Raw genomic sequence first — 13,358 nt, forward strand, 5'->3', positions numbered from 1 at the left:
GCGCGAAACTGCCTCCCGCCTTGATCGACGTCAAGCTTCGCCTGTTTGCCGGGCCCGATCACGCACTCGTATTTTAACGCATGTCTCGTAAGATAGGATCAGGAATCGCAGGGACCGCCTCATGACCCACCATCCACTCGGAGCCACGCTGACTGAGCACGGCGCGCATTTCAGCGTCTTCTCGCGGCATGCCGGCAAACTCGACCTCTGCCTGTTCGACAAGGAGGGAGCCGAGCGTCGCGTGGACATGGTCTGCGGTCACGACCATGTCTGGCGGTGCGATGTCGAGGACGTCCGCGCCGGCCAGCGCTACGGCTTCCGCGCCCATGGCGACTACGCCCCCGGCCACGGCCTCTGGTTCGATCCGTCCAAACTGCTCGTCGATCCCTATGCGCTGGAGCTCGACCGGCCCTTTGCGCAGGACCGCCGGCTGGCGGCCTATGGCGTCGACACTGCAGACATCGCGCCGCGCGCGGTTCTCCAGCATCTGTCGCCCATCCATGCCCAGCCGCCGCATTGGAAGCCGGGCGGGCTGGTCTATGAAGTCAATGTCCGCGCCCTCACCATGCTGCATCCGGATATCCCCGCAGCAGAACGCGGCACGATCAAGGCCCTTACCCACCCCGCCATTCTCGCCCATTTCGAGACGCTCGGCGTCGCGGCTCTCGAGCTGATGCCGATCACCGCCTGGCTCGACGAACGGCATCTGCCGCCGCTCGGATTGAGAAACAGCTGGGGTTATAACCCGATCGCGCTGATGGCGCTTGATCCCCGGCTCTGCCCCGGCGGCGTGCGCGAACTCGCCGAAACCGTGGCGACGCTGCACAGCCATGGCCTCGGCGTGATCCTAGATCTCGTCTTCAACCATACCGGCGAAAGCGACGCCGAGGGCGGCACGCTCTCCATGCGCGGGCTCGACAGCCTGACCTATTACAGCCATCCGCCGGGAAAGCCGGGCGAATTGATCAACGACACCGGCTGCGGCAACACGCTGGCCTGCCATCACGCGCCGGTGCGCAATCTCGTTCTCGACAGTCTTCGCCATTTCGTGCGGCACGCCGGCATCGACGGCTTCCGCTTCGATCTCGCACCGATCCTGGGGCGCGGCCCCCAGGGCTTCACCTCTGACGCTATGCTCTTGTCGGACATGCGCGCCGACCCGATCCTGAAGGATCGCATCCTCATCGCCGAACCCTGGGATATCGGCCCCGGCGGCTATCAACTCGGCAATTTCCCGCCCTCCTTCCTGGAGTGGAACGACCGCGCCCGCGACGACATCCGCCTTTTCTGGCGCGGCGACAATCATCGCATCGGCCCGCTCGCCACCGCGCTATCAGGCTCGTCGAACATTTTCAGCCGGCACGAGGGTCGCCGCACCCGCACCGTCAATTTCGTCGCCGCGCATGACGGCTTCACGCTCTGGGACCTCGTCTCCCACGCCCACAAGCACAATGAAGCCAATGGCGAAGCCAATCGCGACGGCCACAACGAAAACTATTCCTGGAACAACGGCGTCGAGGGCGCGACCAACGACGCCACGGTCAACGCCAGCCGACGCGCGGATGTGATGGCGCTTCTCTCAACCCTGTTCCTGTCCCGAGGCGCGATCATGCTGACGGCGGGCGATGAATTCGGCCGCAGCCAACAGGGCAACAACAATGCCTATGCCCAGGACAATCCACTCAGCTGGATCGATTGGGACAGCCTCGATCGTAACATTTTCGAGCATGCCTGCTCACTGTCAGCGCTGCGTCGTCGCTTCACCATCTTCGAGGGCCAGGAATTCCTCACCGACCTCGACGTCTCCTGGCTGACCGCGAAGAGCGAACCGATGCAGGTGGCGGATTGGGAGGCCCATCACGCCGACCAGCTGATCATGGCGCTGCAGACCAATGACCGCGTCACCGGTCGCCCCGCGACACTGGCCGTCGCTTTCAATCGCGCCAGCGAAGCGAAACCCATCCGTCTGCCCGGCGGCGCGCGGCTTTGGAAATGCCTTGTCGGTGACGGCATGACTGTGGCTCCCCGCTCGGTGAGCCTCTATCTCGGTCCGTCCGCCTGAGCGTTTCGGCGCCAAAGTTGCAAGACGCCGGCATAGAAGCCGCCGTCAATCGGCTCTATCCTCGGTCGGTGAACACAGGGACATCTTGCATGACCATCAACGCCGTCCGCCACGCCTTCGAACGCCAGTCCGTCGCCTGCGAGGCGCTGGGATCGCCTTTCACCGCCCGTCTCTGCCGGCTGGCCGCAGCGCGTCTGACGCTCGGGGACACGGTTGCCGATCGCGTGCTCGGCTGGCCGGGCGACCCCTCGCCCCAGGCGGATTCCGTACCGCTGCGCCTGGCCGGTTGCCTGCATGCACTGGTGCTGGAAGGGCTCGCTCCGGATCTCATCTCCGTCTACCCGCCGCACGACGTGGCGGATGATCGGCTGTGGGACGCCGTCGAAAAGGCCCTCACCGATCATGCCGACTTCATTCTCGCGCGTCTTCAATCCGCGCCGCAAACCAATGAAGTGAGCCGCTCCGGCGCGCTGCTTCCCGGTTTCCTGACCATCGCCGAACTCATGGGCAAGCCGCTCGTCCTGTCAGAAGTCGGCGCGAGCGCCGGGCTCAATCTGCAATGGGACCGCTATCGTTACCGCCTCGGCGACCTTGCCTGGGGCGATCCGGCCTCCCCCGTCGAGATCGCGCCGGACTGGCATGGCGAAACGCCGCCCGAAGCGCGCATCTCGGTGCTGGAGCGCGCCGGCTGCGATCTCGCGCCCGTCAATGCCGCCGATTCCGCCCACCGCCTGCGCATGCTTTCCTACATCTGGGCGGATCAGCAGGATCGTCTGTCGCGCACCCGCGCCGCGCTTGACATCGCAGCAGGCCATGGCGTGACTGTCGAACAGGCCGACGCTATCGACTGGCTTGGAACCCGCCTCGCCTCACCGCGCCCCGGCGCCGTTCATGTGATCTTCCACACCATCGCCTGGCAATATTTGCCGGCTGCGTTGCAGGCGGAGGGAGAGGCCCTGATCGCCGCCGCCGGCGGGCGCGCCACCGATGACGCGCCGCTGGCCCGTCTTGCGCTCGAAGCCGACGACAGATCCCATGACGGCGCCGCCCTCACGCTCGAGATCTGGCCCGGCGGCGCAAAAAAAGAAATCGGCCGCGGAGATTTCCACGGCCGATGGATCAGGTGGGCGGGGTGGTGAATCGTATGCCTCCGGTGAAAGCCACAGGCAGGCGGCCTATGCTTCGAAGGTCCGTTTCGTCGTCAGTTTGATTGATGACAAGCGGACGCAATGAAGCCTTCTACTTACTTTTTTGCCGCCACTTCAGTATCAATTTGCGCTCAATGCCACTCATCCCAAAGGCGAGATAGAGCGCCATAATTATCACGAATATGTAGGGGTTTGAGGGAAATAGAACGCCATTGATGAGTGCCGCAACAAGCGCTGCGATAATCGTTCGATATCTGAATCCAAGTGGCCCCAGCAGAAAGTGGTATATAATTTTATCTCTACCAATCTTCATGATGAGACTTCCATTTTGGTTGCTTTCGTATTGAGCTTTACAGACCCCAAAATCAGGTTATACGCCCTCTTTCTGATCTGGACTCAATGCGTGGAAAAACAGTTGATATCCGCTTCCGGCGGAGGCAGCTCATCCGCCGTCCCCCAGCTGTCCACCCATGCATGCATCTTTGCTTGAGAAACGAAATAGCCCTTGTCCGCCTCCGCCGCAGCGGCGCGGGCGGAATTCAGGCGGACCTCCCGGAGATCCAGATAGTGCTCGACGGCGCGCGCGACGATTTCCGGGGCCGTCGTGTCGGTCTCGTCGGCGGCGGCTTTCAGCCGCTCTTCCAATTCGCCTGTCAGCGTCAGTGAAATCATTGAGCTTCGCCCCACGCAAGAATGTCGTCAGACAATAGCGCAGGGCGATGCCTATGCAAAGCGATCCGTCAGATCGCCGCGTCTTCCGCGCCTTCATTCAGCATGCCGAAGCAATAGTCGCCGAAGGAGCGCCAGCATTCGAGCCGGAAGCTTTCCTCGCCGGTGCGGTAGATCACCACTTCGGCCTTGCCGAACACCGTGCGCGAGGCCGCGCCGACCGGGAAGATCGCGTCGCCGAGATCCAGCGGGCAGGCCGAGGCCAAAGTGGCGCGGGCGCCCGGGCCGGAGATGACGAAGGCGACATTGCGATGCGACACATCCACCGCCGAATGCAGCGCGCCGGATTGGCCGGCGAGCGCCACGAAATCGACGCCGTCGGGACCGATCAGCAGCCATTCGTCTGGACCAAGCCACAGCGCATGCTTGCCATCGGCCGAAGCCGTGCCCTTGGGCCTGGTCGGTAGTTCCAAGCCGAGCGCCGAAGACAAAGCGGGGACGGCGTCGGCGCCGGCGCGCAGCGAGGCGCGGGAGGCGGCCGGAGCAAAAGTCACGGACGCGACCGCCGAGCCGCCATGGCCCGCCTTGATCGGCGACTTGCGGAGAGCAGAGAGAGCGTCAGCCATTGATGCGGCCTCCTTCCTTGTCATAGAACACGGCGTCGCAGACTTCGACGGCGACCACGCGGTCAGCCATCGGCACATACAGCGTCTGCCCCATCTTGGCGCGACCGTCGATAACAACGGCCATGGCGATCGAGCGTTCGCAATTTTCCGACCAATAGGACGACGTCACATGGCCGAGCATGGTCATCGGCTTCGGCTGGTTGGGATCGGCGACGATCTGCGCGCCTTCCTCCAGCACCTCGCGCGGGTCCTTGGTCTTGAGACCGACCAGCTGCTTGCGGCCGCTGCGGACGAGATCCGGGCGCTTCAAGCCGCGAATACCGACGAAATCGGTCTTCTTCTTGCCCACAGCCCAGGCGAGGCCGGCGTCATCGGGCGTCAGCGTGCCGTCCGTGTCCTGACCGACGATGATATAGCCCTTTTCGGCGCGCAACACGTGCATGGTTTCCGTGCCATAGGCGCAAGCGCCCATCGGCTCGGCGCCTTCCCAGATCGCTTCCCAGACGGCCTGGCCATAATCGGCCGGCACGTTGATTTCGAAACCGAGTTCGCCCGCAAAGGTCATGCGGAAGAGACGGGTCGGCACGCCGGCGATCTTGCCTTCAGCGACGCTCATATGCGGGAAGGCCTCGTTGGAAAGGTCGATGCCTTCGACGAGGGGCGCAATGATCTCGCGCGCCTTCGGGCCCTGTACGGCGATGACGGCCCACTGTTCGGTGGTCGAGGTCAGCCACACCTTGAGATGCGGGAATTCCGTCTGCAGATAGTCTTCCATGTGATGCATCACGCGCGGCGCGCCGCCCGTGGTGGTGGTGACATGGAAACGATCCTCCGCCAGACGGCCGACGACGCCGTCGTCATAGACGAAGCCGTCCTCGCGCAGCATGATGCCGTAGCGGCAGCGGCCGGGCTTCAGCGTATCCCAGGAGTTGGTGTACATCAGGTTCATGAAGGCGGCGGCGTCGGGGCCGACCACTTCGATCTTGCCAAGCGTCGAGGCGTCGAACAGGCCTGCGACCGAGCGCACCGTCTTGCATTCGCGATTGACGGCCTGATGCATGTCTTCGCCCGGACGCGCATAATACCAGGCGCGCTTCCAGTTGCCGACATTTTCGAAATCCGCGCCCTGGGCTTCGTGCCAGGCATGGATCGGCGTCTTGCGGGCCGGGTCGAAATGCGGCCCGCGCGAATGGTTGATCAGCGTCCCGAAAGTGACCGGCGTATAGGGCGCGCGGAAGGTGGTGAGACCCACTTCCGGCATCGCCTTGCCGAGCGCTTCCGCTGCGATCGCCAGACCGTGGATATTGGAGGTCTTGCCCTGGTCGGTCGCCATGCCGTTTGTGGTGAAGCGCTTGACATGCTCGATCGAATGCATGCCTTCGCGAACGGCGAGACGGATATCCTTGGCGCAGACATCGTGCTGGAAATCGACGAATGCCTTGGCCGAGGTATCGTCAGGGCCGGCGCCTTCGGCGCTGCCCGCCATGCCGCCGGTCCATTCAAAGGCCTGGGTTGCGGCGATGGAGAGGGTGGACTTGCCCTCGGCTCCGGCGGCGCGGGCGAGCAACTCGCCGACGCCCAACGCCTCGTCGATCGTGGCCTGGATGCCGTTCGTGCCGTTGCAGGCGCCGACCGACATGCAGTCCTCGAGATAGGTTCCCGGCAGGAAGCGTTGGTTGTCCGCATCGAAGGCCAGCTTGCCGCGCGACTGCGAGAAGAGATGCACGGACGGCGTCCAGCCCGAGGACATGATCAGCGCGTCGACGGCGATCTTTTCGCCGCTCTTCTGGCCGCGGCGCGCCACGACCATGGCGGAGACGCGCAACTTGCCCTTGGTGGTCAGCACCGCATGCCCGGTCAGCACATTGATGCCCATCGAACGCGCTTTTGCGAGCACCGCTTCGCCGGGCTTGTCGCGGCTGTCGACGATCACGGGAATCTCGACGCCGGCGGCCTTGAGGTCGAAAGCGGCTTCATAGGCGGAATCATGGGCGGTGTAGACGCCGACCTTGGCGCCGACGGCCACGCCGTAATGATTGAGATATGTCCGGGCCGCCGACGCCAGCATCACGCCGGGACGGTCATTGCCGTCGAACACCATGTGGCGCTCAATCGCGCCGGTGGCGATGACCACGCGCTTGGCGCGGACCTGCCACAGACGCTCGCGCGGCAGATGCGGCGCGGGCTTTGCCATGTGGTCGGTGACGCGCTCGGCGAGACCGATGAAATTGTGCTCATAATAACCGAACACGGTGGTGCGCGGCAGCACGGTCACATTCGGCAGGGCCTTGAGCCTGGCGATCGTCTTCTGCGCCCAGACGTAGCCGTCCTGGCCATCGATGGTGACGTTGGTGTCGAAATGCAGGGCGCCGCCGAATTCGGCGCGCTCGTCGGCGATGATCACGCTCGCGCCGGTTTCAGCTGCTGCAAGCGCTGCGGCGATGCCGGCCGCGCCGCCACCCGCCACCAGCACGTCGCAATGGGCGAAGCGGTTGGCGTAGTGATCGGGGTCGTCCTGCGTCGGCGACACGCCGAGGCCGGCGGCCTTGCGGATCTGCGGCTCGTAAAGCTTGTGCCAGGCGGCCTTCGGCCACATGAAGGTCTTGTAATAGAAGCCGGCTGCGAAGAAGGGCGCGAACAGGTTGTTGATGCCGCCGATGTCGAAGGCGAGCGACGGCCAGCGGTTCTGCGACGACACGGTTAGGCCGTCATAGAGCTCCTGCATAGTGGCGCGCACGTTGGGCGTCTTGCGGCTCGGATCGCGCGACACGTCCATCAGCGCATTGGGCTCTTCCGGACCGGCGGTCAGGATGCCGCGCGGGCGGTGATACTTGAACGACCGGCCGGCGAGATGAATGCCGTTGGCGAGCAGCGCCGAAGCGACGGTGTCGCCTTCGAGACCAGTCAGGATGCGGCCGTCATAGGTGAAACGGGCGGTCTTGGCGGGGGTCAGGCGGCCCTTGCCTGCGATACGGTTTGCTCCGCTCATTTCTGGCCTCCAATGCCGGCGAGTTTGGCCTGGACGGTCGCCTCGTCAGGACGCGGCTCTTCCTGCCGGTAGGTCATGACGAATCGATCGCTGACGGTGTGGCGAATGGCGCGGAAGAAGCGCCCGCAGCCATGGATATGGCGCCAGCGCTCGTAGATCAGGCCTTTCGGATTGTCGCGCATGAAGAAATACTCGGCGAATTCCTCGTCCGAAATTTCGGTGATGTTCTGCGCACGGTCGATATGGGCGTCGCCCACGCCGCGGAACTCGAGTTCCGAACGGTCTTCGTTGCAATAGGGGCAGTGGATGAGAAACATGGTCTTGACCTAACCTGTCAATGCGCAACGGCGGCGGCGGCGGCTTCGTCGACCAGGCGTCCGGAGCGGAAGCGGTCGAGCGTCAGGCCGGCGGCGAGCTTGTGCGGTTCGTCGCGCGCGATGAGATGGGCGAAGAGATGGGCCGAGCCCGGCGTGGCCTTGAAGCCGCCGGTTCCCCAGCCGCAATTCACATAAAGGCCCTTGACCGGTGTCTTGGACTGGATCGCCGAACGGTCGGGTGTGTTGTCGGTGATGCCGCCCCACTGGCGCATCATCTTCACGCGCCGGAAGATCGGGAAGATTTCGCAGATGGCGTCGAGCGTATGCGTGATGATCTGCAGACCGCCGGTCTGCGAATAGGACACATACTGGTCGGTGCCGGCGCCGATCACCAGTTCGCCCTTGTCGGACTGCGAGATATAGGCGTGAACCGTGTTCGACATCACCACGCAGGGGAAGATCGGCTTCATCGGTTCGGACACCAGCGCCTGCAGCGGGTTGGAATGCAGCGGCACGCGGACATCGGCCATGGACATGATCGCCGTGTTGTGGCCCGAGGCCGACACGCCGATCTTCTTGGCGCCGATAAAGCCGCGCGAGGTCTCGACGCCGATCACGGCGCCATCGGGTCCGCGGCGGATGCCGGTGACTTCGGTGTTCTGGATCACATGCACGCCGCGATCGGTGGCGGCGCGGGCGTAACCCCAGGCGACAGCGTCATGGCGGGCCGTGCCGCCGCGACGCTGCAGCGCTGCGCCATTGATCGGGTAGCGGGCGGAAGCGGCGATATCGAGCGGCGGGCAATAATCCTTGGCCTGCTCGGGCGTCAGCCACTCATTGTCGATGCCGTAGAGACGGTTGGCGTGGACATGGCGCATGAAGGTCTGCTTGTCATGCACCGTATGCGACAGCATCATCACGCCGCGCGGCGAATACATGACGTTGTAGTTCAGCTCCTGGGACAGGTTCTCCCACATCTTGAGCGAATGCTCATAGATGTCCATGCTCTCTTCATAGAGATAGTTGGAGCGAATGATGGTGGTGTTGCGGCCGGTGTTGCCGCCGCCGAGCCAGCCCTTCTCGATCACCGCGACATTGGTGATTCCATGCTCCTTGGCGAGATAGAAGGCCGCGCCGAGGCCATGACCGCCGCCGCCGATGATGATGACATCATATTCCTTTTTCGGCTCGGGCGACGTCCATTGCTTTTCCCAGCCCGTGTGCCCGCGAAGGGCCTCGCGGGCGACGGCGAAAACAGAATATTTGCGCATCGCGAATTTGCTCCAGATACCGGCGTCAGCAGCCTTGATGAGCCTGAGGAAATCGCAAAAAAGATGTTCTGACAACGTCCATTTTGCGACGCAGTCGGGCGGGTCTCCGCCAAAGCTGCGACACGCTGTATAACCGGCGCATGCGGTTCAAAATATGACGCGAACCACTGGACTTGCCGCGTTCGATCTGGTAGGTGCTTGCCTCAATCGCTTGGCCAGCCGGCCCAGCGAATTTATTTTGCTTGCTCCGCAGCCGACAAGGCCGGACTCAACTCGAGATAAGGAACGGGATTAACGTGCAGGTACTGGTTCGCGACAACAATGTTGATCAGGCTCTCCGCGCTCTGAAAAAGAAGATGCAGCGCGAAGGCATTTTTCGTGAAATGAAGATGCGCGACTACTACGAAAAGCCGTCGCAGAAGCGCGCTCGCGAAAAGGCCGAGGCTGTTCGTCGCGTCCGCAAGCTGGCTCGCAAGCGCGCCCAGCGCGAAGGCCTCGTGACGGGTCGCGCTGCTGCGCGCTAATCCGCCGTCGTCTTGACGAAATTCGATGCTGTCTGGCGGGGGCGATATGATTCGCCGCCGCCTTTTTACTTGTCCCCTGCTCCGGCAGCTTGCGCGAAGAACCGATCATGCTCCGACACAATAGCCTCGCCACTTCCCTCCTCGCACAGGCCGGCGGCCTGGGTCGAAAGGTCCGTATCGGCCTGGCCATGACGGGGCTGTCGCTGGCGCTCGCCGCCTGCAACACCACCGATACGACGGATACGATCCGCATCAACAAGGCGCAGGGCGGCGAAGAGAACATCGCCTCGCTGACCGCCGTGATCGACAGCAATCCGCAGGATCCCGAAGGTTACAACACCCGCGGTTCGGCTTACGGCCGCGCCGGCGAGTTCAAGCGCGCGCTGTCGGATTTCAATCAGGCTCTCACGCTCAACCCGCGTTTCTTTCAGGCCTACGCCAATCGCGGTCTGATCTACCGCAATATGGGCCAGCCGGAAGCGGCGCTGGCCGATTACAACATGGCGCTGAAGCTCAACCCGCGCTACGACGTCGCCTTCATTGGCCGCGGCAATGTCTACCGCCAGGCCGGGCAGCTCGACGCGGCGATGAACGATTACAACCAGGCGATCGGGCTCGACACCACCGATCCGCGCGCCTATCACAATCGCGGCCTGATCTATCAGAAGCGCGGCAATCACGCCAAAGCGATCGAAGACTTCTCGACCGCCATCTCGCTGTCGCCGAGTTCCGCCGAACCGTATAACGGCCGCGGCATCTCCTACGTGGCGATGAACGACGACGACAACGCCTTTGCAGACTTCAATCACGCCATCGAACTCGACGGATCGCTCGCCGAATCCTGGGCGAACCAGGCGCTGATCTACGAGCGCAAGGGCGACATGCGCCGCGCCTATAAATCCTACGCTCACGCCCTGTCGCTCGACCTGAAATATCAGCCCGCCCGAGACGGCGTCGCGAGAACGCGCGCAGCGACGGGCATGCCCGCGCAGTGATCGAATGAGGCCGCCGCGAGCGGCCTTTTTCATGCAGGCCCGTTCGAAGGAGGATCGGCGTGGCTGACAGCGTTGTCCAGACGCAACACCGACGGCTCTCGGCCGATCAGAGTTGCGCCGTCCATATCTTCGACGCCGATCGCGGCCAGACGACCGAAGTTTACCGCACCCGGAATCTCCTCCTGGAAGCGCCCAACTGGCCTTGGCCGGACCGGCTGCTTCTCAACGGCGACGGGCTGCTCTGGACGCTCGATCTCGACGGTGGAGAACTTCTACAACTCGACACTCCCGGTCTGCCCTTCGTCAACAATGATCACGTGCCAGCGCCGGACGGCGATACGGTTTACGTGTCCTGCTACGACTGGCGCATCTACGGCCTGTCGCTCTCCACCGGACGTTTCTGGCCCGTGAGCCGTCCCGATCCAGACAGGCCGCTCCGGCATTTCCTGCATGGCGTCAGCCCTGATGGGACCGAACTCGCCTTTGTCGGCGTTGCGCCCGGACCGCATGGCCCCTGGGGCGCCGCCAATATCTACGCCATGAATGCCGACGGCGGCGATTTGCGACAGCTGACCTATGGCGACAAGCCGGCCGACGGATGCGAATATTCTCCCGACGGCGACTGGATTTTTTTCAACACCGAGCGCTTCAGCGCCATGCCGGGCCATGCGCAGATCGCGCGGATGAGGCGGGACGGTTCGGCGCTTGAGCAGCTGACCTTCAACTCCCGGGTCAACTGGTTTCCCCATCTCGCGCCCAGAGGCGACCTCGCCTGCTACCTCTCCTATCCCGAAGGAACCCGAGGCCATCCGGAGAACCGTCCTGTCGAGTTGCGCCTCGTGCGCAAGGGCGACTGGGCGGCTCCGGAAACAGTCGCGAAGATCTTCGGCGGTCAAGGCACGATCAACGTCAACAGCTGGTCGACGGATGGCCGGCGCTTCGCCTTCGTTTCCTATCCCATGGAAAGCTAGACCTTCCCTTCTCCTCCTCCGGCGATAAGTTGGCGGCGCAACAGAGGGAATCGGGATGTCGGGCAAACAGATCATCGTCATCGGCGGCGGCGTCATCGGAGCCTCCATCGCCTGGCATCTCGCCAAGGCGGGCGCGCGGGTCACGGTGTTCTGCGGCGAGCCCGGCGGCGTCGCCACGCCCAATTCCTTCGCCTGGATCAACGCCAATTGGGGCAATCCCGAACCCTATTTCCGTCTGCGCATCACGGCCATGACCGGTTGGCGCAGGCTTGCCGCCGCCGTGCCCGGCGTTGCCCCCGAATGGTGCGGCTCGATCTGCTACGTCCTGCCCCCGGAAGAGCTCGAAAAATTTGCGGTGGAACAGACCGGCTGGGGATACGGCGTTAAGCGAATCCTGCGTGAGGAAGTCCAGCGGATTGAGCCGGCGATCAAGCACGCTCCGGAATGGGCGCTCAAGATCGATGAAGAAGGCATGGTGGAGCCCCGCCCCGTGGCGCTTGCGCTGCTGGCGGATGCCGAACGGCTCGGCGCGAAGATCCGCACGGGCGTCGAGATTTCCGCGCTCGCTTTGCGCGATAGGCGGGTCGTCGGCGTCGTGACAGAGGAAGGCGTGACGGAAGCCGACGAGATTATCCTCGCTGCCGGCGCGGCAACGGCCGATCTGGCCGCCACCGCAGGCGTCCGGATTCCGATGAGCGCCTCGCCCGGCCTGATCATCGACACCAAACCCGCGCCACCCATGCTCGAGCATATCGTCGTCGCGCCGCAAATGGAGATGCGACAGGCGCCGGACGGCCGCATCATCGCCTCCACCTCCTTCAACGGCACGGACCCCGGCGCAGATCCCGCCGCCACCGCCAGGCGCGTGTTCGACGACATGTGCTCGCGCCTCGTCGGTGGCGAACAGCTGGAACTCGAAGGCTACCGGATCGGCTATCGCCCGATCCCGGAGGATGGTTTCTCGATCGTTGGCCGCGCCGACGGGGTTGAAGGTCTATACGTCGCTGTCACCCATTCCGGCATCACGCTCGCCCCCGCGCTCGGTGAATTCGCGGCGAAGGAAGTGTTGGACGGAATATCCGAACCGCTGCTGGCTTCCTACCGCCTGTCGCGCTTTTCGTGATCAGAGACCGAGCGCCTTGCGGAGATCCGCATTCATGCGGCTCTGCCATCCCCTGCCGCCCGCCTTGTAGCGCGCCACGACATCGGCATCGAGCCTCAACGTCACCTGCTTCTTGGGGTTTTCGGACACCGGACGCCCCCGGCTGCGCTCGATCTCTGCGGCGAGTTCCGGAAACACCTCGCGGAACGGCCGCGCCAGCTTGAAATCTTCTTCCGTCCATTCGGGATTGTCGGACACCTCTTCCCAGATTTCCCGCGGGAAACCGTTGATCATGTCATCAGCGAGAGCTTTCTTGCCGTCACTCATCAAGCAGTCTCCTTTCACGCAAGCTGGCCGGACGCATGGAAATCACCGAGATGCCCTCACGCCCGAGATAAGCGAAGATGACCGCCACTGACCCATCTTCCAGACGCCCGATCGCCCTGTGACGACCGTGTTTCGCCGGCCGGATCACAGCAGTGAGGAAAAAACCTACATCCAACCCGGCGAAATCAAAACCGTGCTTGCGCAAATTCGCCTGCCGCTTCACCTCGTCCCAAACGATCTTCATTTAATGTAACTACATTTAATGACGAAAACAAGCGTATCGATGCTATCGGGATCGCGCAAAACGTGCAAATGAAAAACCCCGCCGTTGCGGGCGGGGTTTTGAGCAAACCGCGA

General features: G+C 63.4%; 13 protein-coding genes. 6 read left to right on the forward strand and 7 right to left on the reverse strand.

What is annotated here, in order from left to right; genetic code table 11:
* Nucleotides 1-121: 121 nt before the first annotated feature.
* Together glgX and E8Q41_RS21575 are read left to right on the forward strand one after the other, a co-directional pair.
* Entirely contained in the window at nt 122-2,062 is a 1,941-nt protein-coding gene (gene glgX, locus E8Q41_RS21570; RefSeq protein WP_137157633.1) for a glycogen debranching protein GlgX, read from the forward strand.
* Nucleotides 2,063-2,151: 89 nt separating this feature from the next.
* Entirely contained in the window at nt 2,152-3,201 is a 1,050-nt protein-coding gene (locus tag E8Q41_RS21575) for a DUF2332 family protein (RefSeq protein WP_137157634.1), read from the forward strand.
* Between the two features lie 405 nt (nt 3,202-3,606).
* On the opposite strand, the gene E8Q41_RS21580 is transcribed toward E8Q41_RS21575, so the two are convergent.
* The 5 genes from E8Q41_RS21580 to E8Q41_RS21600 form a co-directional block, all read right to left on the reverse strand.
* A complete protein-coding gene (locus tag E8Q41_RS21580) occupies nt 3,607-3,882 on the reverse strand; it encodes a hypothetical protein (RefSeq protein ID WP_137157635.1) in 276 nt (91 codons plus the stop codon).
* A 68-nt stretch (nt 3,883-3,950) separates the two neighbouring features.
* Entirely contained in the window at nt 3,951-4,505 is a 555-nt protein-coding gene (locus E8Q41_RS21585; protein ID WP_137157636.1) for a sarcosine oxidase subunit gamma, read from the reverse strand.
* A complete protein-coding gene (locus E8Q41_RS21590) occupies nt 4,498-7,494 on the reverse strand; it encodes a sarcosine oxidase subunit alpha (protein ID WP_137157637.1) in 2,997 nt (998 codons plus the stop codon). Before E8Q41_RS21590 ends, E8Q41_RS21585 begins: the two co-directional genes overlap by 8 nt.
* Nucleotides 7,491-7,811, reverse strand: a complete 321-nt coding sequence (locus E8Q41_RS21595) for a sarcosine oxidase subunit delta (RefSeq protein ID WP_137157638.1) — start codon at nt 7,809-7,811, stop codon at nt 7,491-7,493. Before E8Q41_RS21595 ends, E8Q41_RS21590 begins: the two co-directional genes overlap by 4 nt.
* A 17-nt stretch (nt 7,812-7,828) precedes the next feature.
* Nucleotides 7,829-9,082 carry a sarcosine oxidase subunit beta family protein gene (locus tag E8Q41_RS21600; protein WP_137157639.1) on the reverse strand — a complete coding sequence of 418 codons (1,254 nt, stop codon included), beginning with the start codon at nt 9,080-9,082 and terminating at the stop codon, nt 7,829-7,831.
* Nucleotides 9,083-9,378: 296 nt separating this feature from the next.
* Between E8Q41_RS21600 and rpsU the strand changes: the two genes are divergently transcribed.
* From rpsU to E8Q41_RS21620, 4 genes are all read left to right on the forward strand, one after another.
* On the forward strand, nt 9,379-9,606 hold the full coding sequence (gene rpsU / locus E8Q41_RS21605) for a 30S ribosomal protein S21 (RefSeq protein ID WP_137157640.1): 228 nt from the start codon (nt 9,379-9,381) through the stop codon (nt 9,604-9,606).
* 188 nt (nt 9,607-9,794) lie between these two features.
* Nucleotides 9,795-10,601: a tetratricopeptide repeat protein gene (locus E8Q41_RS21610; protein ID WP_246660284.1), complete on the forward strand. Its 807-nt coding sequence runs from the start codon at nt 9,795-9,797 to the stop codon at nt 10,599-10,601.
* Between the two features lie 59 nt (nt 10,602-10,660).
* Entirely contained in the window at nt 10,661-11,572 is a 912-nt protein-coding gene (locus E8Q41_RS21615) for a PD40 domain-containing protein (protein WP_137157642.1), read from the forward strand.
* Nucleotides 11,573-11,627: 55 nt separating this feature from the next.
* The gene (locus E8Q41_RS21620) at nt 11,628-12,695 is read left to right on the forward strand and encodes an FAD-binding oxidoreductase (protein WP_137157643.1); all 1,068 of its coding nucleotides are present in this window, start codon (nt 11,628-11,630) and stop codon (nt 12,693-12,695) included.
* Here E8Q41_RS21620 and E8Q41_RS21625 read toward each other — a convergent pair whose 3' ends face one another.
* The gene (locus E8Q41_RS21625; protein ID WP_137157644.1) at nt 12,696-13,001 is read right to left on the reverse strand and encodes a BrnA antitoxin family protein; all 306 of its coding nucleotides are present in this window, start codon (nt 12,999-13,001) and stop codon (nt 12,696-12,698) included.
* A complete protein-coding gene (locus E8Q41_RS21630; protein WP_137157645.1) occupies nt 12,994-13,245 on the reverse strand; it encodes a BrnT family toxin in 252 nt (83 codons plus the stop codon). Before E8Q41_RS21630 ends, E8Q41_RS21625 begins: the two co-directional genes overlap by 8 nt.
* Between the last annotated feature and the right edge of the window lie 113 nt (nt 13,246-13,358).

This window comes from Rhizobium sp. FKL33 (assembly GCF_005222915.1).
Classification (GTDB): Bacteria; Pseudomonadota; Alphaproteobacteria; order Rhizobiales; family Rhizobiaceae; genus Rhizobium_E.